At 66.6% G+C, this 25,237-nt stretch carries 25 protein-coding genes and 2 pseudogenes; 16 read left to right on the top strand and 11 right to left on the bottom strand.

Annotated elements, in window-relative coordinates; genetic code table 11:
* Window positions 1-37 precede the first annotated feature (37 nt).
* A complete protein-coding gene (locus H7A85_RS02745) occupies window positions 38-808 on the bottom strand; it encodes an SDR family NAD(P)-dependent oxidoreductase (RefSeq protein ID WP_182084336.1) in 771 nt (256 codons plus the stop codon).
* Window positions 809-915: 107 nt separating this feature from the next.
* Between H7A85_RS02745 and H7A85_RS02740 the strand changes: the two genes are divergently transcribed.
* From H7A85_RS02740 to H7A85_RS02730, 3 genes are all read left to right on the top strand, one after another.
* Entirely contained in the window at window positions 916-1,431 is a 516-nt protein-coding gene (locus H7A85_RS02740) for a TetR/AcrR family transcriptional regulator (RefSeq protein WP_182084335.1), read from the top strand.
* Window positions 1,428-2,666 (top strand): MFS transporter, encoded by a 1,239-nt coding sequence (locus H7A85_RS02735; protein WP_244630890.1) that lies wholly within the window; start codon window positions 1,428-1,430, stop codon window positions 2,664-2,666. The genes H7A85_RS02740 and H7A85_RS02735 overlap by 4 nt, the downstream gene beginning before the upstream one ends.
* A gap of 603 nt (window positions 2,667-3,269) precedes the next feature.
* The gene (locus tag H7A85_RS02730) at window positions 3,270-4,115 is read left to right on the top strand and encodes a DMT family transporter (RefSeq protein ID WP_182084334.1); all 846 of its coding nucleotides are present in this window, start codon (window positions 3,270-3,272) and stop codon (window positions 4,113-4,115) included.
* Between the two features lie 182 nt (window positions 4,116-4,297).
* Here H7A85_RS02730 and H7A85_RS02725 read toward each other — a convergent pair whose 3' ends face one another.
* The gene (locus tag H7A85_RS02725; protein ID WP_182084333.1) at window positions 4,298-4,981 is read right to left on the bottom strand and encodes an MBL fold metallo-hydrolase; all 684 of its coding nucleotides are present in this window, start codon (window positions 4,979-4,981) and stop codon (window positions 4,298-4,300) included.
* Between the two features lie 117 nt (window positions 4,982-5,098).
* On the opposite strand from H7A85_RS02725, the gene H7A85_RS02720 reads away from it, so the two are divergent.
* A complete protein-coding gene (locus H7A85_RS02720) occupies window positions 5,099-5,779 on the top strand; it encodes a TetR/AcrR family transcriptional regulator (protein ID WP_182084332.1) in 681 nt (226 codons plus the stop codon).
* A 210-nt stretch (window positions 5,780-5,989) separates the two neighbouring features.
* Here the strand turns inward: H7A85_RS02720 and H7A85_RS02715 are convergent, their stop codons facing one another.
* On the bottom strand, window positions 5,990-6,250 hold the full coding sequence (locus tag H7A85_RS02715) for a DUF433 domain-containing protein (protein WP_182084331.1): 261 nt from the start codon (window positions 6,248-6,250) through the stop codon (window positions 5,990-5,992).
* 502 nt (window positions 6,251-6,752) lie between these two features.
* Between H7A85_RS02715 and H7A85_RS02710 the strand changes: the two genes are divergently transcribed.
* Window positions 6,753-7,265 carry a CYTH domain-containing protein gene (locus tag H7A85_RS02710; protein WP_182084330.1) on the top strand — a complete coding sequence of 171 codons (513 nt, stop codon included), beginning with the start codon at window positions 6,753-6,755 and terminating at the stop codon, window positions 7,263-7,265.
* Window positions 7,266-7,359: 94 nt separating this feature from the next.
* On the opposite strand, the pseudogene H7A85_RS02705 reads toward H7A85_RS02710, so the two are convergent.
* The 3 genes and pseudogenes from H7A85_RS02705 to H7A85_RS02695 form a co-directional block, all read right to left on the bottom strand.
* A pseudogene (locus H7A85_RS02705) lies at window positions 7,360-7,874 on the bottom strand (dihydrofolate reductase family protein); the annotation flags it as partial.
* 94 nt (window positions 7,875-7,968) lie between these two features.
* Window positions 7,969-8,256: pseudogene (locus H7A85_RS02700) on the bottom strand (LysR substrate-binding domain-containing protein); the annotation flags it as partial.
* Window positions 8,257-8,532: 276 nt separating this feature from the next.
* Entirely contained in the window at window positions 8,533-9,426 is an 894-nt protein-coding gene (locus tag H7A85_RS02695; protein WP_182084329.1) for a LysR family transcriptional regulator, read from the bottom strand.
* A 179-nt stretch (window positions 9,427-9,605) separates the two neighbouring features.
* Between H7A85_RS02695 and kdgD the strand changes: the two genes are divergently transcribed.
* Entirely contained in the window at window positions 9,606-10,550 is a 945-nt protein-coding gene (gene kdgD / locus H7A85_RS02690; RefSeq protein ID WP_182084328.1) for a 5-dehydro-4-deoxyglucarate dehydratase, read from the top strand.
* 235 nt (window positions 10,551-10,785) lie between these two features.
* On the opposite strand, the gene H7A85_RS02685 is transcribed toward kdgD, so the two are convergent.
* The 5 genes from H7A85_RS02685 to H7A85_RS02665 all read right to left on the bottom strand — a co-directional run bounded on the left by H7A85_RS02685 (window position 10,786) and on the right by H7A85_RS02665 (window position 16,322).
* Window positions 10,786-12,450, bottom strand: coding sequence for an electron transfer flavoprotein-ubiquinone oxidoreductase (locus tag H7A85_RS02685; RefSeq protein ID WP_182084327.1), 1,665 nt, complete (start codon window positions 12,448-12,450; stop codon window positions 10,786-10,788).
* Window positions 12,451-12,542: 92 nt separating this feature from the next.
* Window positions 12,543-13,475: an FAD-binding protein gene (locus H7A85_RS02680; protein WP_182084326.1), complete on the bottom strand. Its 933-nt coding sequence runs from the start codon at window positions 13,473-13,475 to the stop codon at window positions 12,543-12,545.
* A gap of 50 nt (window positions 13,476-13,525) precedes the next feature.
* Window positions 13,526-14,272: an electron transfer flavoprotein subunit beta/FixA family protein gene (locus tag H7A85_RS02675; protein ID WP_182084325.1), complete on the bottom strand. Its 747-nt coding sequence runs from the start codon at window positions 14,270-14,272 to the stop codon at window positions 13,526-13,528.
* Window positions 14,273-14,322: 50 nt separating this feature from the next.
* On the bottom strand, window positions 14,323-15,540 hold the full coding sequence (locus H7A85_RS02670) for an FAD-dependent oxidoreductase (protein ID WP_182084324.1): 1,218 nt from the start codon (window positions 15,538-15,540) through the stop codon (window positions 14,323-14,325).
* Between the two features lie 17 nt (window positions 15,541-15,557).
* Entirely contained in the window at window positions 15,558-16,322 is a 765-nt protein-coding gene (locus H7A85_RS02665; protein ID WP_182084491.1) for an HpcH/HpaI aldolase/citrate lyase family protein, read from the bottom strand.
* Window positions 16,323-16,424: 102 nt separating this feature from the next.
* On the opposite strand from H7A85_RS02665, the gene H7A85_RS02660 reads away from it, so the two are divergent.
* The 10 genes from H7A85_RS02660 to H7A85_RS02615 all read left to right on the top strand — a co-directional run bounded on the left by H7A85_RS02660 (window position 16,425) and on the right by H7A85_RS02615 (window position 25,237).
* Window positions 16,425-17,315, top strand: coding sequence for a 2-hydroxy-3-oxopropionate reductase (locus tag H7A85_RS02660; protein WP_182084323.1), 891 nt, complete (start codon window positions 16,425-16,427; stop codon window positions 17,313-17,315).
* A 5-nt stretch (window positions 17,316-17,320) separates the two neighbouring features.
* Window positions 17,321-18,133: a shikimate dehydrogenase gene (locus H7A85_RS02655; RefSeq protein WP_244630889.1), complete on the top strand. Its 813-nt coding sequence runs from the start codon at window positions 17,321-17,323 to the stop codon at window positions 18,131-18,133.
* Window positions 18,126-18,932, top strand: coding sequence for an SDR family oxidoreductase (locus H7A85_RS02650; RefSeq protein WP_182084321.1), 807 nt, complete (start codon window positions 18,126-18,128; stop codon window positions 18,930-18,932). Before H7A85_RS02655 ends, H7A85_RS02650 begins: the two co-directional genes overlap by 8 nt.
* Before the next feature lie 10 nt (window positions 18,933-18,942).
* The gene (locus H7A85_RS02645; RefSeq protein WP_182084320.1) at window positions 18,943-19,290 is read left to right on the top strand and encodes a RidA family protein; all 348 of its coding nucleotides are present in this window, start codon (window positions 18,943-18,945) and stop codon (window positions 19,288-19,290) included.
* A gap of 38 nt (window positions 19,291-19,328) precedes the next feature.
* Window positions 19,329-20,129, top strand: coding sequence for a FadR/GntR family transcriptional regulator (locus tag H7A85_RS02640; protein ID WP_182084319.1), 801 nt, complete (start codon window positions 19,329-19,331; stop codon window positions 20,127-20,129).
* A 258-nt stretch (window positions 20,130-20,387) separates the two neighbouring features.
* Window positions 20,388-21,116 (top strand): SDR family oxidoreductase, encoded by a 729-nt coding sequence (locus H7A85_RS02635; RefSeq protein WP_182084318.1) that lies wholly within the window; start codon window positions 20,388-20,390, stop codon window positions 21,114-21,116.
* A complete protein-coding gene (locus H7A85_RS02630; protein WP_182084317.1) occupies window positions 21,113-21,862 on the top strand; it encodes an SDR family oxidoreductase in 750 nt (249 codons plus the stop codon). The genes H7A85_RS02635 and H7A85_RS02630 overlap by 4 nt, the downstream gene beginning before the upstream one ends.
* Window positions 21,863-21,945: 83 nt before the next feature.
* The gene (locus H7A85_RS02625; protein ID WP_182084316.1) at window positions 21,946-22,893 is read left to right on the top strand and encodes a LysR substrate-binding domain-containing protein; all 948 of its coding nucleotides are present in this window, start codon (window positions 21,946-21,948) and stop codon (window positions 22,891-22,893) included.
* Window positions 22,894-22,975: 82 nt separating this feature from the next.
* A complete protein-coding gene (locus tag H7A85_RS02620; RefSeq protein WP_182084315.1) occupies window positions 22,976-24,010 on the top strand; it encodes an amino acid ABC transporter substrate-binding protein in 1,035 nt (344 codons plus the stop codon).
* Between the two features lie 75 nt (window positions 24,011-24,085).
* Window positions 24,086-25,237 (top strand): ABC transporter permease subunit, encoded by a 1,152-nt coding sequence (locus tag H7A85_RS02615; protein WP_244630888.1) that lies wholly within the window; start codon window positions 24,086-24,088, stop codon window positions 25,235-25,237.

Genomic DNA, 25,237 nt, shown 5'->3' with positions numbered 1-25,237 from the left:
GCGCGGCTCCCACGGGGTCAGACGAATGGACGGTGGTTCACTGGCGCCCGGCGGTGACGCCGCCGTCGACCGGAAGGACCGTCCCCGTGATCCAGGACGCCTGCTCGGACGCAAGGAACAGGATCGCCTCGGCTACGTCCCGCGGCTGCCCGTTGCGGCCGAGGGGGTGGAAGGCGTTGAAGGTCGGAAGCACGTCCTTCACCTGCTCGTCCGACAGGAAGGTGTTGTAGACCGGGGTCTCGACGACGGCGGGGGCGACGGCGTTGATCCGGATCTTCAGGGGCGCCAGCTCGATCGCGAGGTTGCGCACCATGGCGTGGACGCCCGCGTTCGCGGCCGAGTAGGCGGCCGACGGCGTCGCGCCGATCGCCTGGATCGCCCACATCGATCCCGTCTGGACGATCGCGCCGCCCGTGTCCTTCATGGCCTTGGCCGCAGCCTGGGCGGTGAAGAACTTCCCCTTCAGGATCGTGTCGAGGTACCAGTCGTAGTCCCCCTCGGTGAGTTCGAGGAAGGGCTTCGGGTTGAAGACACCCGCGTTGTTGACGAGCACGTCCAGCTTGCCGAAACGCGACACGGCCGCGTCGACGAGGGCCGCACCGGTCGCGGGATCCGCGATGTTGCCGGCGGAGACGACAACCCTCTCGCCCGAGGGATCGATGTCCCGGGCGGCAGCTTCGAGCTTCGCCGCGTCGCGTCCGTTGATCGCGACGCTCGCGCCTTCGGCGACGAACCGCGCCGCCGCTTCCTTGCCAATGCCGGACCCACCACCGGTGACCGCGACGACCTTGCCTTCGAACCTGTTCATGACGCTTCCCTTATCTATCGATAGATAGCTACGATGAGACCGACATACGCCTTGCCCGTACGCAGCGCAAGAGTTATCTATCGATCGATAGACAAAAGGATTGGGCAGTGACGAGAACAGCCGACGCGATCATGGACGCCGCCGAACGCCGCATTCGCGTCGGCGGCTATGGCGGGTTCAGCTTCCGGGAGGTCGCGGCGGACATCGGCGTGAAGAGCGCCAGTGTCCACTACCACTTCCCGACCAAGGACGACCTCGCCGCCGCGGTCGCCCGTCGCTACACCGACCGCTTCACGCAGGCCGTCGCCAACAAGATCGCGGCGGGGACCAAGGTGGACGTGGCTTGGCGGGACGTGTTCAGGCGGTCGCTGGCCGAAGACGGGCGCATGTGCCTGTGCGGGATCCTTGGGGCGAGCGCTCATGGGCTTTCGGAACAGGTCGCCGCCGAGGTGCGACGGTTCTTCCGGAGCGGGCTGGAAGGATTGGAGGCAGGTGGCCTCGGCAAAGAGGAAGCACTCCGCTTCCTTGCCATGCTGGAAGGCTCGATGCTCGTCGCGAGCGTCCTCGGCGACCAAGCGCTGTTCGACGCTGCGTCGGCACCCGCTGCGGCTGCCGCGGCATGAGCGCGGACAGTTCCCTCGCGCTCGCCCCCATGTCCGTCGACGAGGGCACGGCCAAACGCAACATCCGCGTCCTGATGGCAGCGCAGGCGCTCGGCGGCGCGACGGGACCGATCGTCATCTCGCTCGGCGGTCTCGTCGGCCAGCAGTTCTCCCCCGAGCCCGCACTGGTCACGCTTCCCGTCAGCCTGTTCAACCTCGGCCTTGCCGTCGGCACCCTCCCGGCCGCCTTCGTCATGCGGCACCTCGGCCGCCGGACCGGCTACGTCATCGGCGCGACCGTCGGCATGGCGGCGGGTCTGACCGCAGCGCTCGGCATCGCTCTCGCTGCCTTCGCCGTGTTCTGCCTTGGCACCTTCGCCGCCGGCTTCTACTCTGCCTATGTGCAGACCTACCGCTTCGCCGCCACCGACGGCGCGACCGGCTCGCTTCGGGACAAGGCCATCGCCCGCGTCATGATCGGCGGCCTGATTGCGGCGGTCATCGGGCCGCAGCTCGTGATCTGGACCCGCGACGCGGTGCCCGGCACGCCGTTCGCGGGAAGCTTCCTCGGCCATGCTGCCCTCGCCCTCCTCGCGATCCCGATCCTCGTGACCCTGCGGTCCCCACGCCCGCCGGCCCGGGCGGCAGCAGGCGTCGACGCGGGCCGCGGGCTCCGTGAGATCCTCGCGACGCCGCGCTACCTGCTGGCCGTCGCGACCGGCATCGTCTCCTACGGGCTGATGACCTTCGTCATGACGGCCGCGCCCATCGCCATGGTCGGGCACGGCCACTCCGTCGACCACGCGGCGCTCGGCATCCAGTGGCACGTCCTTGCCATGTTCGGTCCAAGCTTCGTGACGGGCCATCTGATGGCGCGCTTCGGCAAGGAGCGGGTTGCCGCCGTCGGCCTGTTCCTGATCGGCGTCTCGGCCATCGTCGCGCTCGGCGGCTTCGACCTCGGCCACTTCTGGATCTCGCTCGTGCTTCTCGGGGTCGGCTGGAACTTCGGGTTCATCGGCGCGACCGCCATGGTGGCGGACTGCCACACGCCCGAGGAGCGCACGAAGGTGCAGGGCGCCAACGACTTCCTGGTGTTCGGGACGGTCGCCGCAGCCTCGTTCTTCTCGGGCTCGCTCCTGAACACGTCGGGCTGGGAGACCATCAACTGGCTGGTGCTGCCCGCCGTCGCCCTGATCCTCGTGCCGCTCCTGTGGCGGGCGGCGCATACGCCGTCCGCGAAAGGAAGTCCCGCCTAGCTGAGTGCTCCAAGCGGCGGAGGCTCCCGCGTAGCCGGCACCGGGCGGTCTCAGGCGGGGACGAACATCAAAGGCCTTCCGCCGCGTCTCCGCTCGACGGCTTCCACAGAACGATCCGGCGCCGCATGGAAAGCGAGCGCCTCGAGCGAACCCCGGCAAGGTGCTGCATCCGCCGGACCTCGGCGGGTGGGCAGCTCCGCCTTGCGGCAGCGAGCAATCCGTTCACTTCCAGGCGCGGCACACCTCGGGATGGTCGAGTTCGGGAAGCAGCTCGCTCTTGTCATTGTTCTCGTGCAGGTGCGGGGTCACTCCCCTTCCGAAGGATAGTGGAGGTTTGCTGGCCACACCCGGGAGCCGAGGGTCGTATCCCTAGCCTTCTACGTGATTGCGACCCCAGAGACCGTTGGGATTGTGGATGCCCCTCATGCCCAAGTCCGGCCGAGCGGACCGCGACGACCGCTCCTTTTCACGATACCCTGGACCGGATCCCGAGCGGCATCCACTTCGGATGAGTGCGGACCCGTATCGTCATCCAGTCGTCATCCGTTCCTTCGCCCGATCCTGTAGAAGCGGCCGGATAACAGAGTGCCGGGAGACCACGCCTTGACGACTGAAGTGTTTGCGATCGTGTTCGGTGCCGCCGTCCTGCACGCGGCGTGGAACGCCATGGTCAAGGTAGACGCCGACAGGCTGGTCATGGTCGCCGTCATGATGGCGACCCACGCCGCCGTCGGTTTGGCGGTCGTTCCGTTCGTGGCGTTCCCGACACCCGAAAGCTGGCCTTACGTCTGGGCCTCGACAGCGTTGAACACGGCCTACTGCCTCTTCCTGGTCAAAGCCTACGAGTACGGCGACCTCAGCCACGTCTACCCCATCTCGAGGGGCTGCGCGCCGCTGATCGTAGCCTTCGTCTCCGTTGGGGTCGTCGGCGAGAAGCTGACGGCGCAGTCGGGCCTGTCGGTGTTCGTGATCGCGCTCGGCATCATGAGCCTCGCCCTGACGCGCGGGGCGTCGGGCTTCCGCGAACCGAAAGCGATGCTGTACGCGGCGGGCACGGGGGTGTTCATAGCCGGATACACGGTCGTGGACGGGTTGGGCGCACGCTTGGCCGCGAGCGCCGAGAGCTACACGTTCTGGTCGCACCTCCTCAACGGCGTCCCGATCGCGCTGTTGGCGGCATACCTCCGACGGGGGCAGGTGTCGGCCTCGGTGCGCAAGTGCTGGAAGGTCGGCGTGCTCGGGGGTCTCGTCTCCTTGCTGGCCTACTGGATCGTGACCTGGGCGATGACGCAGGCGCCGCTCGCCCTTGTGTCCGCAGTCCGGGAGACCAGCATGGTGTTCGCCGTGCTGTTCGGCGTGTTCTTCCTGAAGGAGCGCCTCGACCTTGCGCGGTTGGCGTCGGTTGCCGTCACCCTCGTCGGCACGGCGATGCTCAAGATGTCCAAGTGAACCCAGTCCGTTGCGACAAGGTCCGTACTGGCCCAAGCCCGCGCGGGATCTGACCCCGCCATGTTCGTCGTTCGGGGAGCGGCCCATCCACCTTCCGTGTGAGATCGCGTTTGCCGATTGCCACACCCGGTTGCCGCGGATCGCCTCCGGCATTGTCTTCCCGGCGTCTCGGTGAAGCCCCGTCAGTGCACCTTGCGTCGGACCTTGTCCGAGGCGCCGGATAGGATCGCGCCGCCATGGCCGAACACGGCCTTGTCGAACTGGAGCGCGGCGAGCTTGCGCTGGGAGCGGCGAGCTTGCGCTTCGTCCTCGAAACCCACGGGATCGGCAAGCCCGAAGATGTTCATGAACACGTCGCCGCCGATCAGAAGGCGGTCGCCTCGCCATAGGTAGGCAAGCTGTCCGGCAGCATGGCCCGGCACATGGACGGCGCGAAGGCCGCCCGCTAACGGGAGCGTCTCGCCGTCGGCCACGTGCTGGTCGATCCGGAAGGGCCGCATGCGCACGTTCGGGTGCCACACGAGGCGGTACATGATCCCGTGAAGCAGGCCGGGCGCCGCGGTCATCGGACGGAACCTGCCGCCTGTCTCCGCAAACGGCGCGTCCAAGGCGTGCATGTAGGTCCGCGCCCCCGCGGCCTCGACGATCGCTGCCGAGGATCCGATGTGGTCGGGATGGGAATGGGTGAAGACGAGGTGCTTGAGGTTGGAGGGCCGGCGTCCGAGCGCGGCGATGGCGTCGAGCACCACCCTCTCTTTCCCTGCAAACCCAGCGTCGACCAACGTGAGTTCGTTCCCTTTAGCCAAGAGCACGGCGTTGGCATTGCCGGGCGAGAGCAACCAGGCGTCCTCATTGATCTGCTTCACGCCCGTAATCCATTCTCCACCGTATGCCCTGTCGCCTAAGGTCAAAGCAAATGTTGATAGTGACAACAGCTACAAGCGAGTTGACACTGTCAACATAGCCATGCCAACATTCTCCGCATGAGCTCGACGAGCATCCGAACGGTCGAAGCCGCCGACAATCCGTATCATCACGGCGATCTGCGCCGCGCCCTGCTGGAGGCGGCGAACGCCATCCTTGCTGAGACAGGACGATGGGACTGCTCGTTGCGAGAGGTCGCCCGCCGCGCTGGCGTCAGCCACAACGCCCCCTACCGACACTTCGCTGACAAGGAAGCCCTTCTGTCGGCGATCGGGGTGTCCGGGTTCGACGCGTTGAACACGGACACGGGCAGGTCCGCGGACGGGCTTGCGGACCCGGTAGCCGTGGTCCGGGCGTTTGGTAAGGCCTATGTCCGCTTTGGTCTCGCCAACCCGGCGCTCTACCGACTGATGTTGGGTCAGGGACTTCCGAGCGCGGACGGACTGCCGGCGGAGTTGCGGGCGGCGATGGACGGGGCACGGCAGCGCTTGCGGGACGTCATCCTCTGGGGTGCCCGCACAGGCGCTTTCACCGTTGACCCCGAGGATGCGACCGAGGTGACGGCGGCGGTCCTTGCCGCTTGGTCGCTAGTCCACGGCTTCACCGTCTTGACGATCGACCGGGTGGTGGAGCGGGAGGTCGGCGGAGGGGCACCGGACGGCTGGGCCGACATGGCCATCGAGCGCTTCATCGCCGGCTTGGTCCGGTCAAGTGTATCCCCAGGTCCGCCCCGATCGTGACTGGGAGCCGTTCGAGAACGAGAGGTCGACCGCTGGGACCTGCAAGCGAAAACGGTTCTGCACGCGCTTCCGGGGCGCTCGAGAGACGAACGCCGATGCATTCGCCGTTCTCATTGGGCAGGGGACGATAGCGAGCCAGCGCAAACCGTCCCCGGCATCCGGGCACTCGGGCGTCGCTTGCTCGTCGGTGAAGCCCAACGGCCCAACGCTTCAAGACGCCCGGCGCCACGCCTCGGGGTGGACGGTGGCGGTTGTGGCCCGGTTTCGGGACGCGCGAGCGGCAACCTCTTGGAGATCGGCCCGCTCGAGCGTTCCGTGCTTCTCCCAGACGTCGTGCAAGCTCATCCCGGCGTCGAGATCGGCGAAGACTTCGTCGAGGAGCACGATCGTCCCACGGAAGACCCAGCGCCCGCCGCGGATCAGCCTGTTGGCGGTGACGAGGTCACCGAAGACCGGATGGGGAGTGTGCATGGCAACGACCGTGTTGTTTCGGGCCGGAAGGGCATAGCGGCGCTCGTTGTCGCCGTCGTGTCGTGACTGTTTCGCAGGGTTCGAAGATTGCCAACGCTCCCATGAGCAACGGTCTCCGTCACGCAGCTTGGGACCGGCGTCGTCCGTCCCTCCGCAGAAGGCCGGCACCGTACGGCGCGTCGTCCACTGCGCACGCCGCAACCTGCAGCCGGCGGTTGACCCGAAGCTTGTGACCGTGTCTCCTCCGGCGTCATGGTGCGTACGGGAAAGGCTGGCGCGGGACAATGACATCCGGCTTGACCGCCCCGGGTCCGCGGCCGACCCTGACGACATGTCGGTCCTTGGGTTCGGGGCTGAATGGACGCCGCCCCCGGTCATCGGGAAGCCGCCCTCGCTGTCGGCGCCGTCCTGAACCTCAGGACGATCCGGAGGGGTATCCTCAGGACTCGCAATGGACCTCGGGAGGCGCGGCCGCTGGATCCTTCAGGACGCGGGAGGTAGCATGCAACTGGAGATCGAGCGGAAGCTCCCGGTCGCCGACGACACGTGGCGGGCCGCGGCGACGGGTTGCCGGACGTTGAGGGACGGACTTGTCAGCCAGGGCGAGCGCGGCAAGGTGCGGGTTCGACTGGACGGCGCACGGGCCAGGTTGGCAGTGAAGGGGGCAAGGCAGGGGATCACGAGAGCCGAGTTCGAGTACAAGATCCCCCTCGGGGACGCGGAGCGCCTGCTTGCGGACGTTTGCGTCGGCGATGTCATCGAAAAGGACCGCCATCTCGTGCCGTTCGGGTCGTGCGTCTGGGAGGTGGACGTCTTCAAGGGCCCCTTCAAGGGGGTCATGTGGGCGGAAGTGGAACTGGAGAACGAGGACGAAGCCTTCGACAGTCCCCCTTGGCTCGGGCCGGAGGTGACTGGCGACCTGCGCTTCCGTCAAGGCAACCTCTTGCGGTTGTGCGACGGATTACAAGGTAAAGCGGCGTTCGATCGCCTTCTCGCCCAGGTCCTGTATGGCTGAGACATCACTGGCCCCACGTCCCGTTTCCGGCTGCGTCCGGGTGGTGCCCGAAGGAGGTTCGCTCCGGCAGAGGCGAAAGTGATCGCGTTGGCCACGCCGGAACGTAACTCAATCGGATCACGGTGTCGCCGATGTGCTCGCTCGCGATGAGGCGCAGCGGGGGCCGGGCTGCAGCGAAGAACGGCTTGCAGCCGCCGCGTACGACGGGATGCAGGTAGATCCGGTACTCATCGATCAGGTTGAGGTCCGTCAACGCTCCCGCGAGCTCCGGGCCCGACACCTGGAACTCGCCGTCGTGCCGAGTCTTCAGGTTCCCCATAGCCGTTTCGAGGTCAGTCCCGACCAGGGCGGCGTTCGGTCCCATCGACGGCGATGAGCGCGACACCGTCCACTTCGGCTGGTTCCGCCATGCCGCCGCATAGTCGCGCCTCGCCCCGTCCCATTCCGGACGGTCCTCGTCCCAATATCGCATGACCTCGTCATGCGACGGCCGTAGATGGTGTCAGCCAAGCCGCGAACGTCGTCGATGAGGTGTCGGAAGAGCACGGGATCGGGAGCGAACGCCACGTGGCCGACATAGCCGTCCAGCGACTGGTTCAACGCGAAGATGAGCTTTGCGGTTTAGCCACCACCACGTCGAGTTCGTGCGCCACGTTGCTGGTGTGCGTCCGGTGATGGTGTTGGTGTGCAGTTTGAGTTCGGATCACGCGAGAGGTATCGCTTTGTGGGGGACCTCACGCCACTCGCCTAGGAGCATCTCCACAAAATGCCCGGCCGCCGGCGACAGGCGGAATTGGCGACGACGCACCAAACCGATCGAGCGCGACATATCAGGCGCGATGGGCAGGCGGGTCGTGAGGTAGGGCTGGTCGTCTTGAGGCGTCGCGAGCTTTGGCATAACGGAAACACCAAGCCCCGCCTCCACCAAGCCGAGCGACGTCGGCAGGTTCGTCATTGTGTAGAACCATTGGAGTCGCAGGTTCAAGCGGGCATCCCCTAGGACTCCCTAGCACGAAAGGATCCGCGTGCGTAGGGCGACTGCTTCGCAATCCCGCGGATGTCCGGCTTCTCAGGTTCGACGGGAACGGGCAGAGCAAGGGGGGCGGAGCGCGGCCGGACACCGATCACCGCGCGCTTGCCTGGCGGCACGGCGCACCTGTCCGGTTCTGAGCCTACAGGCCTCCGCCCAAGTCGACGATCCGCAGTCCCATGTCCGCGACAACCCGACCACGCGCAGCCGGATAGGCTACCGCCGACGGCGTGCCCACTAGGCGAGGACTTGATCGCCGCGATAGGTCTCGATGAAGGTCGTGAGCGCAGGGTTCTCGTTTCCCCGAAGCCAAACGATCATCAACTCGACTGGCTTGCATGGGCTGGTCTCGAAGCGGCGGAACTCAACTCCGGGCATGCCGAGACACCTGGCGCTTTCAGGGACGAGGGCCAAACCAAAGCCCGCCGCGACCAGCGCCACCATCGTGTGGATCTGCCCGACCTGCTGGGTGAGGTTCGGCCTTGCACCTGATTGATCGAGAAAGCCCATCGTGAGTTCGAACAGGTACTTCGAGGCGTTCGGCGAGTATCCGACGAGATCCCGGCCATCGAGGTCAGCCGGCGAGAGGGAGGCCCGTTGGAGCAATGGATCGCCCACCGCGATCGCGACCGCAAGCCCTTCCGACGCAAGGGGCAGGCTTGCCGTCCTTGAGCCCGGGGGAAGGGCACGCAGGAGACCAGCGTCGATCGTGCCGCAGTCGAGTTCTTCAAGCTGGGCGTGGGTAACCATCTCGCGCAACACTACGTCGAGTCCCGGCAACTCCCGCCGAACGAGGGCAAGAAGCGCAGGCACCCGGCTGTACCCGGATGCGGCAGTGTAGCCGAGCCGCAGTGTGCCCACCTCGCCTCGCCAGACCCTGCGAGTCCAACTGGCGGCACTTTCGGACAGGTGCACGATGCGGCGCGCTTCCGGCAGGAAGGCGCGCCCAGCGGGCGTCAAGCTGACGATGCGGCTTGAACGTTCAAGAAGGCGGGACTCCAGCGCATGCTCCAGGAGCTGGATCTGACGGCTGAGCGGAGGCTGGGTCATGTTCAGCCGCGCCGCGGCGCGCCCGAAATGCAGCTCCTCAGCCACCGCCACAAAGCACCTGAGGTGACTCAACTCGAACATGGATGCAAATCCAGCATCGCCCGATGCTCCCTTTGTGTTGGACCGCTTCTTAGCTTCTCCGTACGCATCACCTCGGGAACCGTGCACGCACGCTGCCGACCCGCATGGCAGACCAGTTCGATCGCCCTCCCCCGGGTCAAAGATCCCGACCGGCCGCGCCAGAATCGGAGAAACAAACCATGACCAACCTTTCCCCCATCGCGATGGCCAACGCTGTCGGATCCGGCCTCCTGACTTTCCCGATCACCCAGTTCGATACCGCGAACCGGTTCGACGAGACCGCTTTCCGTGACCATTGCGCCTGGCTCCTCGGCTATGACGTCGCCGCCCTCTTCGCTGCGGGCGGCACCGGCGAGTTCTTCTCGTTGACCCCACGCGAGGTGGAGTCGGTCGTGCGCGCCGCCACCGTAGAAACGAACGGGCGGGTGCCCGTGATCGCTGGATGCGGCTATGGCACCGCGCTCGCCATCGAGATCGCGCAGGCCGCTGAAATGGCCGGCGCCGACGGCCTCCTGCTCCTGCCGCCCTACCTCATCGGCTCCAAACAAGAGGGTCTCGTCGCCCATGTCGAGGCGGTCTGCCGCTCGGTCGGCATCGGGGTGATCGTATACAACCGCGCCAACGCCGTCCTCGACGAGAACTCCCTCGCCCAGCTTTGCGAGCGCTGCCCGAACCTCGTCGGCTTCAAGGACGGTGTTGGCGACCTCGAGCTGATGGCCCGCGTCGCCTCGAAGCTGGGCGACCGCCTGACCTATATCGGCGGACTGCCGACCGCAGAGACCTTCGCCATGCCGTATCTCGAGATGGGCGTGACGACCTACTCCTCGGCAATCTTCAACTTCATGCCGGAATGGGCCTTGCACTTCTACAAGGCCGTTCGCGCCCGTGACCGCGACTTCGTCGCCCGCGAACTGAAGGAGTTCGTTCTGCCCTACATCGCCCTCCGGGACCGCGGGAAGGGCTACGCCGTCTCCATCGTCAAGGCTGGCGTCGATGCCGTCGGGCGTCGCGGTGGCCCGGTGCGCACGCCACTCACCGAACTCACGCCGTCCGAGCGTGAGGGGCTGCGGGGTTTGATCGAAGCTGCCGAAGATCGCATGCCTAGGAACTCCCTGGCCGCCTGAACGATGGCCAACCGAGATCGGCCGTGACGGGATCCAGATCCATCCCGTCCGGCCGGACCGGGACGCCTGGCAAGCGCCAGCGACCACGGACGGCCAATGGACCCTTGCAGCGTACGAGCCTTTGCGACGCGGGGGACTTGGGCCAGCATCAAGGTATTGGCTCGGTCCAGGCACCCCTCGGTCGCCGCTGGCAGCGTGCAGTCTCGCAATTGGGACGCCCGAGTCCGCGGACATCTCACATGACCTGGTAGACGGGTCCCTCGCCGCCCTGCGGCGGCGTCCAGTCGATGTTTTGGTTCGGGTCCTTGATGTCGCAGGTCTTGCAGTGGACGCAGTTCTGGCCGTTGATGACGTACCGCTCCTTGCCTCTCTCACCGACCACCCACTCGTACACGCCCGCCGGACAGTAGCGCTCGGAAGGGCCGCCGTAGACCTTAAACTCGGACGCGTGCTGGAGCGCTGGGTCCCTGACGCGAAGGTGGACCGGCTGGTCCTCCTCATGGTTCGTGTTCGACAGGTAGACCGAGGACACCTTGTCGAAGGTGAGCACCCCGTCGGGTTTGGGGTAGTCGATCGCCGGCTGCGTGGCGGCGGGCTGAAGGCAGGCGTGATCCGGCTTCCCATGGCGCCGTGTGCCGAAGAACGAGAAGCCGCGGAATAGCTGCTGCGTCCACATGTCGAGTCCTCCGAGGCCGATGCCGAGAAGCCCGAACTTCGACCAGAGCGGCTTGACGTTCCGGACGGGCTCGAGGTCCCTTCCGATCGGCGAATCCCGCCATGCCGCTTCGTAGGTGTCGAGGGTGTCGTGCCGGCGGCCCGCCGCCAAGGCGTCGATGGTCGCTTGTGCCGCAAGCATGCCGGACCACATTGCGTTGTGCGCGCCCTTGATGCGTGGGACGTTCACGAAGCCGGCCGAGCATCCGATGAGCGCCCCGCCGGGGAAGACGAGCTTCGGCACCGACTGGAAGCCACCCTCGGTGATGGCGCGGGCACCGTAGGCGATGCGCTTGCCTCCATCGAGAAGCGCGGCCACGTCCGGATGCGTCTTGAAGCGCTGGAACTCGCCAAAGGGCGACAGGTGCGGTTTCTTGTAGTTGAGGTGGACGACGAAGCCGACGAAGACCTGGTTGCCGCCGAGATGGTAAATGAACGACCCGCCGCCCGTGTTGCCCTTCAGGGGCCAGCCGAAGGAATGCTGCACGAGGCCGGGCTGGGCGCGCCCTTCCGGCAACTCCCACAGCTCTTTCATGCCGAGTCCGAACTTCCCCGGCTCACGGTCCCGCGAAAGGTCGTAGTCGCGGATCAGCTCCTTGGCGAGCGACCCGCGGACGCCCTCGCCGAAGAGGACGTACTTGCCCATGAGCGCCATGCCACGCTGGTGCACCGGGCCGGGAACCCCTTCCCGCGTGATGCCCATGTCGCCGGTCGCCACGCCGACGACGCGGTTTGCGTCGTCGCGGATGAGATGGGCGGCGGAGAAACCGGGATAGATCTCGACGCCCAGCGCCTCGGCCTTTCCGGCGAGGTACTTGCAGACGAGCCCAAGCGAGACGATGAAGTTGCCGTGGTTGCCCATGAGCTTCGGCATGAGCGCGTTCGGCAGGCGGACCGAACCGGAGGCACCGAGCAGGTAGAAGCGGTCGTCTAGGACGGGCTGCTTGATCGGCGTCTCCTCGCCGCGCCACTCAGGCAGGAGCGCGTCGAGGGCGGACGGGTCCAGCACGTTGCCGGACAGGATGTGCGCGCCGACCTCCGAGCCTTTCTCCAGGACGACGACCGAAAGGTCCGGGTCGAGCTGCTTCAGGCGGATCGCCGCGGCTAGGCCCGCCGGCCCCGCGCCGACAATGACGACGTCGAACTCCATGGATTCGCGTTCGGGCAGCTCGGTCGTGGCGGTCATGACTGTTCCGGGATGTGGCAGCGCCGGATCGGGATGTACCGTGCGGTCCGGCAAGGAACGGCGGCTGGCGCGGGCACCGCCGGCGAGTTGGTTCATATCTTGGAGGTGATCTCGGGAATAACCTGGAAGATGTCGCCGACGAGGCCGTGGTCGGCGACCTGGAAGATGGGGGCGTCCTCGTCCTTGTTGATGGCGACGATGACCTTCGAATCCTTCATGCCGGCGAGATGCTGGATCGCCCCCGAGATGCCGCAGGCCACATAAAGGTCCGGCGCCACCACCTTGCCCGTCTGGCCGACCTGCCAGTCGTTGGGCGCATAGCCCGCGTCCACCGCCGCGCGGGATGCGCCCACCGCCGCACCGAGCTTGTCGGCCAGCGGCAGCATGACCTCCTCGAACTTCTCCTTGGAGCCGAGCGCCCGGCCGCCTGAGACGATGATCTTGGCGCCCGACAGTTCGGGGCGCTCGGAATGGACGACCGCCTCGGAGACGAACTTCGAGACGGCCGGATCGGCGGCGGCACCAACGCTCTCGACGGAGGCCGAGCCGCCCGCCGCGTCTGCCGCCGCGAAGGCCGCCGTGCGGATGGTGAGCACCTTGATCCGGTCACCCGAGCGCACCGTCTCCACCGCGTTGCCGGCATAGATCGGGCGCTCGAACGTATCCGTGCCGTGCACCGCGATGACGTCCGACACCTGCATCACGTCGAGAAGCGCTGCCGCGCGCGGCAGGGCGTTCTTCAGGGAGGCCGTCGCGGGCGCGACGATCGCGTCATAGGAGGGGGCAAGCTGCACAACGAGGGCGGCCAGCGGCTCGGCGAGGTGATGGCCGAGGCCGGCAGCGTCGGCATGCAGCACCTTGGCGACGCCCGACAGCTTGGCGGCGGCCTCGGCGACAGAAGCGGAGCTCTCGCCCGCGACGAGGACATGCACCTCGCCGCCAATCTGGGATGCTGCAGTCAGCGCCTTCGCGGTCTCACCCGAGAGCGTCGTGTTGTCATGCTCGGCGATCAGAAGCGTGGTCATGGAATGGGTCTCGCGAACGGAATGAAACGGGATGGCTCGGGTGATCCGGCTCAGACGAGCCCGGCACCCTTGAGGGCGGAGACCAGCTCGTCCACCGAGCCGACCTTGACGCCCGCCTGACGGCCCTTCGGCTCGGCGACCTTCACGACCTCGAGGCGGGGCTTCAGGTCGACGCCGAACTCCGCCGCGTCCCGCTCCTCCAGCGGCTTCTTCTTCGCCTTCATGATGTTGGGGAGCGACGCATAGCGCGGCTCGTTGAGGCGAAGGTCCGTGGTGACGATCGCCGGCAGGGTGAGACCCACCGTCTGCAGGCCGCCGTCCACCTCGCGAGTAACGTTCAGCGCGCCGTCCGCCACCTCGACCTTGGAGGCGAAGGTCCCTTGCGCCCAGCCCAGAAGCCCCGCCAGCATCTGGCCGGTCTGGTTGCAGTCGTCGTCGATCGCCTGCTTGCCGAGGATGACGAGGTCGGGCGTCTCGGCCTCGACGACGCCTTTCAGGAGCTTGGCGACGGCCAGCGGCTCCAGGCGCCCTTCGGCCTTGACGAGGATGCCTCGGTCGGCGCCCATGGCGAGCGCGGTGCGGATCGTCTCCTGCGCTTGGGCCGGACCGGCCGACACGACCACGATCTCGGTGGCCCCGCCCTTCTCCTTCAGCCGCAGCGCCTCCTCCACCGCGATCTCGTCGAACGGGTTCATCGACATCTTCACGTTGGCGAGCTCGACGCCCGTCCCGTCCGCCTTCACTCGGACCTTCACGTTGTAATCGACGACACGCTTCACGCAGACGAGGATCTTCATGGACTCAGCTCAAAATCGGGACATGGAGGGACGGATGATGGCGAAGGCGATCAGATGACCGCCTCCTCCATGAACGGCTCGTTTCGCGGGATCCGCTCGTACTGGAACGGCGTGAGGTCCAGCGTCTGGAACGCGCCGTGGATGATCAGCTCGGACACGGCGCGCCCGACGGCCGGCGACTGTTGCAGGCCATGGCCGGAGAAGCCGTTGGCGAACATGAAGTTCGTCACCTCCGGGTGGAAGCCGACGATGCCGTTGTGGTCGAGCGTGTTGTACTCGTAGTGCCCCGTCCAGCTTTGCTGCACCTTCAGCGCGTCGAAGGACGGGATGCGGTGCCAGAGCGCGGGCCAGATATAGTCTTCGAACTCGGCATGCAGCGTCTCGAAGTCCTCGTAAGCGGCGGGTCCGTCGTCGCTCGGCGTGTTGCCGGTGAGGAATAGCTCGCCCTCGGGGCGTACGAAGGTGCCGGTGAGGTCGATGACATTGGGCATGCGGCCGGGGATCGGCGTTGCGCTGGAAAAGACGAAGCTGTGGCGCTTGCGCGGCTCGACCGGGATCGACAGCCCTGCCATGCCGGCGATCATCTGCGCGCGCGGCCCCGCCGCGTTGACGAGCGTGCCGCAGGACACCGTCTCGCCCGTGCTGAGCGACGCAGAGACCACGCGACCGTTTTCAACGGTCAACCCCGTAACGGCGTTGTCGATGTACTCGACTCCCGAGCGGCGCGCCGCCCGGCGAAAGCCGTTGAGGAGGCCCATCGAGTCGAACCAGCCCTCGGCTTCCGCTCCCCACGACGCACCACCGAGATCCTCGACGTTCACGTAGGGAAAGCGCTCCCGGATCGCATCCTGATCCAGGAACACGGTGTGCGCGCCGAGGCGTCGCTGGAGTTCGACGCGTGCCCTGGCGGCATCGACGCCGTCCGGCGAGAAGCAGTAGAGGTAGCCGTATTCCTTGAAGCCGAGATCGGGCGACGGCTCGTCGGGATAGAAGGGTTTCATGCGCTCGGCGAAGGAGCGGATGATCTCGACGCCGAACTGGCTGATCTTGACGTTGATCGGGTTGGAGTACTGCTGGCGGATGGCGCTGGTCGAGAGAGCCGTCGACGAGAAGGCGTAGGAGCTGTCGCGTTCCACCACGAGGATCGAGGCGGTGTCGCCGAGCGCCCGGGAGAGCCAGTAGGCGACGGAGGAGCCGACCGCGGCGCCGCCGACGATGACGATGTCGTAGCGATCCCTGGACGGGGCCTTGTAGGCGGGAATGGGCATGGCCTTGGCCTCGCGGGTCAGCGTTGGAAGGATGCGACAAGTGCGTCGGAGCCGCGCGCCAGCAGCCCGAGGTCGGAACCGACGGCGACCATGGTGAAGCCATCATCGAGATAGCGGTCGGCGTCGGCCTTCGCCGGGGCAAGGATGCCCGAAGCCTTGCCCGCGGCCGACGTATCGCGCAGCACCGAGGCAATCGCGGTTTGGACGGCCGAATCGTTCGGCCGTCCCATCGCGCGCATGTTCGTGGACAGGTCGCCCGGCCCGACGAACAGGACGTCGACGCCCTCGACCGCGGCGATCTCCCGCGCGTTGGCGACGCCCGTCTCGCACTCGATCTGAAGGACGAGCAACCGCTCGCTCGTGGCGTTGGCATGATAGTCGGCGATGCGGCCGAAGGCGTTCGCGCGATGCGACACCGAGAAGCCCCGGCGCCCGGCCGGCGCGTATGTCGCCGCCGCCACGATCTCGCGGGCCTGCTCCGCCGTACGCACATTCGGGATCATCAGGCTCCGCGCGCCGACATCCATCAACTGCTTGATCAGGTTGGGATCGTCGGACGGCGAACGCACGACGCCTTCGCAGGAATGGCCGCCGAGCACCTGAAGCTGCGCCATGATCGTGCGCAGGTCGTTCGGGCTGTGCTCGCCGTCGATCAGCACCCAGCCCGCACTTGAGCCCGCGACGACTTCCGTGGTCAGCGCCGATGCCAGCGAGCACCATACGCCGATGGAAGGCCGCCCTTCGGCCATGGCCGCCTTAAGCGCATTCCGACGCTCGATCATTCGCTTCCTCACCGACATCGGGATTGAAATTTGTACGACGTCATATAACATCGCCGTAGAATGTCCCGCAAGTGAGTTCGAACGGACAGGAGATTTGAACGCATGAACATCGGTTTCATTGGGTTGGGCGTGATGGGGGCGCCGATGGCGGCGCACCTCGCGGCGGCTGGCCACGCGATCTCGACCGTGCTGAACCGCTCTCCCCTGCCGGATGGGTTTCGGGCGACCGTTCTCGATACGCCAGCCGCGGTGGCCGCAGCATCCGACGTCGTCATCCTCATGCTGCCGGACACCCCGGACGTCGAGCGGGTTCTTCTGGGCGCGAACGGTGTGATCGAGGGTATACAGTCCGGCTCCCTCGTCATCGACATGAGCTCGATCAGCCCGATCGCGACGCAGCGCTTCGCCGAAGCCTTCCGCGAGAAAGGCGCCGGCTATCTCGACGCCCCGGTCTCGGGCGGCGAGGTCGGCGCCAAGGCCGCGACGCTGACGATCATGGTCGGCGGTCCGGTGGAGGAGTTCGAGCGCGCCCGGCCGCTATTGGAGACGCTCGGCAAGAACATCACGCTCGTCGGCGAGGCCAACGGCGCAGGCCAGACCTGCAAGATCGCCAACCAGATCGTCGTCGCCCTGACGATCGAGGCAGTCGGCGAAGCTCTTGTCTTCGCGTCCAAGGCCGGATGCGACCCCGCGAAGGTCCGCTCGGCCCTGATGGGCGGCTTCGCGGCGTCGCGGATCCTGGAGGTCCACGGCGAGCGGATGATCAACCGCACGTTCACGCCGGGCTTCCGCATCCGCCTTCACCAGAAGGATCTGGCCCTGGCGCTCGACAGCGCCCGCGCGCTCGGCGTCGCGCTGCCCAACACCGCCTCGACCCAGCAGCTCATGAGCGCCTGCGCCGCTCTGGACGGCGGCGCGGAGGCCGACCACTCCTCGCTCGTGCGGGCGCTGGAGCGCCTCGCCGATCACGAACTCTCCAACGGAAAGGCATGATGTACATGCGTGGATCAGGCAAGGCCGACGTCTTCTACATGCTCGCCCATCCCGTGGGCCACGCGAAGAGCCCCGGTGTGTTCAACGAGATCTTTGAGGCGAAGGGCCTCGACAGCCTCATGGTCCCGGTGTCCTGCAAGCCGGACGACTTCGATGCCTTCTGGGCAGGCGTCACCGCGACGGAAAACGTCCGAGGCGTCATCGTCTCGGTGCCCTACAAGGCGGCGGCCTACCAAAAGTGTGCGTCGGCACACGAACGTGCCTCGCGCGTCGAGAGCGCGAACTCGGTCCGTCGTCTGCCCGACGGCACCTGGTATGCCGACAACTTCGACGGCGTTGGCTTCGTCAATGCCCTGAAGGACAGCGGCCACCCGATCGCCGGCAAGCGTGTGCTCCTCGTCGGGGCGGGCGGCGCGGGTGCGTCCCTCTGCTATTGTCTCGCCGAGGAGGGCGCGACCCAGATCCGGTTGGCAGATGTTGACCGTGAACGGGCCAAGCGCCTCGCCAACCTGGTCTCGGAGGCCTTCCCGAACTGTGCCATACAGGTCGGCGATCCAGACCCCACGGGTATGGAACTCGTGGTCAACGCTACGCCCATGGGACTGAAGGCCAGCGATCCGCTGCCGCTCGACACCACCAAGCTGACCGCCGACATGACGGTGATGGACATCATCATGGAGCCGGCCGAGACGCCGCTCCTGAAGGCCGCGCGCGAGGTTGGCTGCAAGGTCCAGGCCGGACGTCCGATGATGGACTTCCAGGTCAGGGGCATGTCGGAGTTCTTCGACATCGAGCGCAAGGATCGCTCGAATGGCTGAAGCGCGCACCGTCGTCGTCACCGGCGGAACATCCGGAATCGGGCGAGCCATCGCACTGCGCTTCGCACAGGAGGGCGACCGCGTGGTTGTCGCGGGCCGGGATCGGGATCGCGGTGAGGCGACCGCCACCGACTGCCGCACCGCCGGAGCACCGGACGCTCGCTTCGTGCCAGTGGACGTCGCCGACGAAGCGTCGGTCGAGGGACTCGCCCGCGCCGGCGACGAGGCGTTCGGCGCCCCGCACGTCCTCGTCAACTGCGCCGGCATCCTCCAGAGCGGCAAGCGCGTGCTGGCGCAGGACCTCGACGAGGACGAACGCCTGTGGCGCGTCAACTATCGCGGCACGCTGATCGGGTGCCAAGTCTTCGGGCGTCGCATGGCAGCGGCCGGGCGCGGAGCGATCCTGAACGTCGGCTCCCTTGCCTCGTTCGCGCCGCTCTCGTTGCCGGCATACACACCCGGCAAGCACGCGGTGCTGGCGCTGACGCAGATCCTCGCGGCCGAGCTCGGCCCGAAGGGGGTCAGGGTCAACGCGGTCGCCCCGGGCTACACCCTGTCCGACGGCCTCAAGGCCAAGATCGCTCGCGGCGAGCGGAACCCGGAGGCGATCACCGCCTCCACGGCGCTCCGCCGCTTCGTGGAGCCGAACGACGTCGCCGAGGCCGCGCTGTTCCTGTGCGGCGAGCGCGCCGCCTCCATCACCGGGGTCACGCTGCCGGTGGACGCCGGCTGGCTCGTCCAGGCCCCTTACGCCCAGTATCTCCAGGGCAACCCGATCCGCGACGACGCGGCGCTTTGAGGACCACACCATGAGCGACATCCACCGCTTCGACTTCGACACCCGCATCCACCACGGCGTGATCCACAACGGCACGGTCTACCTGACGGGACAGGTGGCGCAGCCCGGCCGGTCCGCGGCCGACCAGATGCGTGAGGTCCTTGCCAAGATCGACGATCTCCTCGCCAAGGCCGGCACGGACAAGACCCGCATCCTCCATGTCCAGATGTGGCTTGATGATGTACGGGACTTCGACGAGGTGAACACGGTCTGGGACGCCTGGATGCCGAAGGAGCACGCCCCCGCGCGCTCCTCGGGCCAGGGCCGCATGGCGAAGGCGGGCATGCTGGTCGAGCTGATCGTGACGGCCGCGGTCTAGCGGCAAACCCGCGCGGGCGGAGGAAGGGAGCGGACAGCATGGCGAGGCGAAAGCCCCTTTCCACCGTCGTCGCGGAGGACCTTCTGGAGCAGATTCGGTCGGGCAAGTTGGCGCCCGGCGCCCAGTTGCCCACCGAGGCAGAACTCTGTGCCGCGTACGAGGTCAGCCGCACGGTGATCCGCGAGGCAGTGGCCCGGTTGCGCTCGGAAGGATTGATCATACCGGAGCAGGGGCGCGGCATGTTCGTCAGCGAGGCGCCCGCCCCCCGCAACTTCTCGATCTCCGCGGAGTCGTTGAAGACGCTGCCGGAGACGATCTCGCTCCTCGAACTGCGCCTCAGCGTCGAGACCGAGGCGGCGGGCCTGTGTGCCGAAAGACGGACGGACGAGGAAGCCCGCGCCATAGTCGCCATCATGGACGAGATCGACGCGCGACAGGAGGACCCTTCCTCCATCGAGATCCACTACGACTACGCCTTCCACCTCGCGATCGCGCAAGCCACCCGCAACGAGTTCATCCACGGCTTCCTGACCTACCTGCGCCCGATCATCGTTCCGCGGTTCCAGCTCGCGCTCGTCGTCATGCCCGAGCTCAAGCATGCCTACTACGCCCGCATCCACTCCGAACACACCGACATCGTAACATCCATCGTCGAGCAGGACGTGGACGCTGCCCGCATGAACATGCGCCGGCACCTATCGAACAGCCTGGAGCGCGTCAGGGCCCTGGCTTTGGCATCAGGGATCGACCAAGGGGACGAGGAACAGAAAGCGGCGGCAGCTCTACTCTTCGCCGAACTCACGCAACCGACCCCGCCGCTCTCCACAGCCGCGCGTTGACGCATCGCCAAAATTCTTTCGCGCTGCAAAACGCCGCTTTTCTGCCTAAAGTTTCAGCATCTACCGCCTTGGCAGATGAACCTTTTGGATATCCGCCGCCGGACGGGCCTGGGACTATGTTTCGGCGCCTGTTTTTGCATCATGCGCCTATATCGCAATTGGGAACTAGAAATCTGAACTTTCGTGTTTACGCATTTTCTTGATTTTCCATGGGCCGCCAGCGCGCAAGAGTGAGGCCGGGAAATCTGGAGTGCCGATGTGAAGACTGCATTCATCACGGGCGCAACGAGCGGCATCGGTCGGGCAACGGCCATCGCTCTCGCACAAGCTGGCTACGAGATCTACGCCACCGGCCGGAACGCCGCGTCGCTGGATGCCCTTCGTGACGAACACCCGTCCATCCGCCCGCTGGCGGCCGACGTCTCCGATCGGGAGGCGATGGAGTCGATCGTCGCGGACCTCCGGATCGACGTGCTCATCAACAATGCGGGTGTCATGCCGCCGCTCGGCAACTTCGCCGACATGGCTCTCGCGGACATCGACACGGCGCTCGAAGTCAACGTCAGCTCCGCCATCCTCCTTACGCGGGCGGTGATCGGGGGCATGCGCGCCCGGGGCTCGGGCCATGTGCTGTTCGTCGGATCGTCGGCAGCCCACGCCGCCTTCCCCAACGTTGCGGTCTATTCGGCAACGAAGGCAGCCATCGCGGGGTTCGCGCAGGCCCTTCGCGTCGACGTGTCGGGCTTCGGCATCCGCGTGACCGAGATCGTGCCGGGCCGGGTCGAGACGCAGCTCTACAAGTCCATCCTCGATGAAGAGTCACGCGCTGCGATGTACGCGGGCGGCGTCGCGCTCCAGCCCGAGGACGTCGCAGCGATGATCGTCGCCGTGCTTGCCCTTCCCGAGCGGGCCGACGTCACGCGCTTCGACATCATGCCCACCCGCCCCACGACGCCCAGCGGCACCACCCAAGGATCGAAGAAATGAAGGATTTGTCCGTAGTCATCGTCGGCGGAGGCTCCGGCCTCGGCGCGCTCCTGGCCGAGCGGGTGGTTGCCGAGGGCGCCAGCGCCGTTGGCATCATCGACATCAACACGGAGGCCGCAGAGGCCGCTCTCGGCGCGGCACGCGCCAAGGGTCTGCCGACGGCGACGGCGCGCTGCGACATCCAGATCGGACCGGAGTGCCATTCGGCCTTCGAGGCGATGGTCGCCAAGCTCGGACGCGTCGACACGGTCATCAACTGCGCGGCCATCTACCCCCGGCGGCCTCCGCTGGAGATCACCGACGCGGAATGGGACGCCTCGAACGGCATAAACATCAAGGGTACCTACCATATGATGGTGGCGGCGGTCCGGCACATGCAGGCGCAGGAGCCGAAGGAGGAGGTTCGCGGGCGGATCGTCAACCTGACGTCCGTCGATGCCTTCAAGGCGCATCCGCAGAACATGCACTACGCCGCGACGAAGGCCGCCGTCGTCAGCCTGACGCGGTCCTTCGCCCATCTCGTGGCGCCCGACAACATCCTCGTCAACTCGGTGGCGCCCGCGGGCATGGCCACGGAGAAGGCGGTCGCCTCGGGCTTCCTGGCCGAACTCACCAAGGCCAGCCCGCTCGGGCGCGGCGCCAAGCCGCCGGAGATCGCCGAATGGGTACTGATGGCCGGAGGCCCGAAGAACACGTTCATGACCGGCGAGAACATCATCGTCTCGGGTGGCTACATCTACGCATGATCCCAGGCGAGCGGGCCTTCGGCCCGCTCGCCTTCCCTTTGACCGACCGCCGCAGGCGAGTGGACGAGAAGGAGGTTTCGACGATGAACGGAAAGCTCCGGCTGCCGTCCCTCAACGCCCTGCGTGTCTTCCACGTGGTGGCGCAGCACCGCAGCATCCGACAGGCAGCCGACGAACTTCTCGTCACACCCCAGGCCGTTGGCCAACAGATCAAACTCTTGGAGGACACGCTCCAGGTCACGCTGTTTGAGCGCAAGGGGCGGTCAATCGAGCCGACCGAAGCGGCGATCCTACTGTCGCATTACGTCAAGGCCGGCATGGAGGAGTTCGCCGAAGGCGTACGCCGCGTCACCCACTCGGCGAGCCGCGAGCGCATCAATCTCAACGCCAGCCCCTACTTCGCGACCCACTACCTCCTGCCTCGGCTCTCGCTGTTCCGCGACATCATGCCGAGCCTCGACCTGCGACTGACGACGATGATCGACCTGCCCGACTTCGCGCGAGACGACATCGACCTCTCGGTGCAATGGGGTTACGGCGACTGGAGCGACTACGAGACGGCACTTCTCGTCCCGGACCCGAAGGTGATCTGCTGCACGCCGGCCATCGGCGAGCGCATCCGCACCCCCGCCGATCTCGCCGCCTTCACGCTGCTCGACCTCGTGAAGTCGAAACGCCTCTGGTCGGACATCCTGCGCCATCTCGGGGTGGACCTGCCGCGCGGCAACCGCAGCGTCGGCTTCGACGACGCGGCGACGATGCGCCGCGCCACGATGCAGGGCATCGGCGTCGGCCTCGTGTCGTTGATCGACGCTGAGGAGGACCTCAGGCTCGGCACGCTGGTGGCGCCTCTCGGCCTCGACGCGCTGGCCGGCATGCCGCCGGAAGAAATCCCTGGTTTCCACCTCGTGGTGCCCCGCGGACACTTGAGGGTGAAGGCCCTGGCGGCCCTCCATCGATGGCTCCTCGAACAAGACTGGCGCGCCGACCTTGTCGCGCCCCTCCCGAAATCGGCTCCGTATCTCGGCTGACGGCACCCCGGCGGGGCTCGGCGCGCATGCGGTCCGACGTGCAGTGCAATGCAGATCAACCTGACATGAACTGGAGAGCGACATGAAGTTTGCCAAAGCAGGTATGGCCATGCTGGCCCTCGGCCTCGTGCCGTTCGTCACCCCGGCGCAGGCCGCCGGCGGCAAGACGCTGGAAGACGTGAAGGCGCGCGGCGTCCTCAACTGCACCGGACACGACGGCTCCTATCTCGGCTTCGCCGAAGTCGACGACAAGGGCGCCTGGAAGGGAATGGACATCGACCTCTGCCGGGCCGTTGCCACCGCCGTCTTCGGCGACCCGGCCAAGCTGAAGATTATTCCGATCAGTTGGGCGCAGCGTTGGCCATCGCTCCAGTCCGGCGACGTCGACATCATCATCAAGGCGTCCGGCGCCACGCTCGGCCGTGACACGGAACTCGGACTTCAGTTCTCCAGCTCCTACTACCTCGGCACCACCAAGGTGATGGCGCACAAGGAGCTGAACCTCGCCTCGCTGAAGGACGCCGACGGCGGCACGATCTGCATCCCCGCCGGCACCTCGCAGGAGCCGCAGGTCGCGGCCTACGCCTCCAAGCTCGGCATCAAGCTGGAGCCCGTCATCATCGAGAAGACCGAGGAACTGGAGCAGGCCTACTTCTCCGGCCGCTGCGACCTGTACGCCCAATGGGGTCCGGTGCTGGCCATCGCACGCGCCGCAAAGGGCAACGTCGACGACCACGTCATCCTGTCCGACGTACTCGACGTCGAGCCGGAAGTCATGATCATGCGACAGGGCGACGACAACTGGGTCGACATCGCCAACTGGACCCTTTCGACCATGCTCTTCGCCGAGCAGTCGGGCATCACCTCGCAGAACGTCGACCAGATGCGTGACAACCCAACCTCGCCGCAGATGTCGAAGTTCCTCGGCAAGACGCCGGGCATGGGCAAGGGCCTCGGGCTGTCGGACGACTGGGCCTACAACGTGATCAAGAACGTCGGCAACTACGCCGAGGTCTTCGACCGGAACCTCGGCAAGGACTCGCCCTACAAGATGGAGCGCGAGCTGACCAATCTGTGGAACGCCGGCGGCGTGCTCTACCCCATGGTCATCGACTGACGTCGCAACGGCTCCGCCGCCCTGCGCGGCGGAGCCTCCCAACCGTCACCAGGGAGCCGCGCGATGGGTCGCCTCTTGAGAAATCGCAGGACGCGCGCCGCGCTCCTCCAGTTTGCCTTCGTCGGGGTCCTGGTCGCCCTGGTCGTCTCGGCGGTGGTGATCGCCAGGCAAAACCTCGACGCGCAGGGCATCACCTCGGGCTTCGGCTTCCTGGAGAAGTCCACCGGCTGGAACGTCAACTTCTCGCTGCTGCCCGCCTCCTCCACCGATCCCTACTGGTGGTACTTCCTGATTGGCATCACCAACACCCTGTTTCTCGGCACGATCGGCCTCGTCTGCGCGACGGTGGTCGGCATGGTCGTCGGCCTCGCGCGCACCTCGTCGAACGAGCTCGCCGCGCTTCTCGGCCGGACCTATGTCGACATCTTCCGCAACATCCCGCTCATCCTTCAGGTCTTCTTCTGGTACGCGCTGATCACGCGCTTGCCGACGCCCCGCGAGGCGCACGAGGCCTGGGGCATGGCGCTCACCAACCGCGGCCTCTACATGCCCGCGCTCAACGTCGAGACATGGGCCTTCGTAGCGTTCCTCGTCGCCTGCCTTCTCGCCTTCGTCCTCTTCGTCGTCTGCAGTCTTGCCGAAGTTCCGAAGCACGCCGCACGCGCCCTGCGCACGGCCCGCTGGGCAGGCCCCCTCGCGCTTCTCGCCGTCGGCGTCGTGTGCCTCCTCGTCGGGCGCTTGGGCGACAGCCCGTTCCTCGACGTGCCCGCCCTTCAGGGCCTCAACATCCGCGGCGGCCTGCGCGTGCCGCCCGAGTTCCAAGCGCTGACGATCGCCATCGCGATCTATGGCGGCTCCTACATTGCCGAGATCGTGCGCGGCGGCTTCCAGTCCGTGGGTCGTGGACAGGTCGAGGCGGCTCGCTCGGTCGGCCTCTCGGGCTGGCAGACCTTCATCTATGTCCGCCTGCCGCTCGCCATGCGCGCCATGCTGCCGATCCTCGCCAACCAGTATGTCTGGCTCATCAAGGCGACGACGCTCGGCATCACGGTCGGCTTCACCGACTTCTTCATGATCGTCGCGCTGACAATCAACCATTCCGGCCAGACCATTGAGGCCATCGCGATCCTGATGGGCGGCTTCCTCGCCATCAACCTGTCAATCGCGGCGATCTTCAACCGCATCAACAAAGCCATCGCCCTCAAAGGCAACCAGTTGAGAGGGTAA

The organism is Aureimonas sp. ME7 (assembly GCF_903970965.1).
Taxonomy (GTDB): Bacteria; Pseudomonadota; Alphaproteobacteria; order Rhizobiales; family Rhizobiaceae; genus Aureimonas.
The sequence above is the reverse complement of the archived record's forward strand: the minus strand, read 5'-3'. Positions and strand labels throughout refer to the sequence as shown.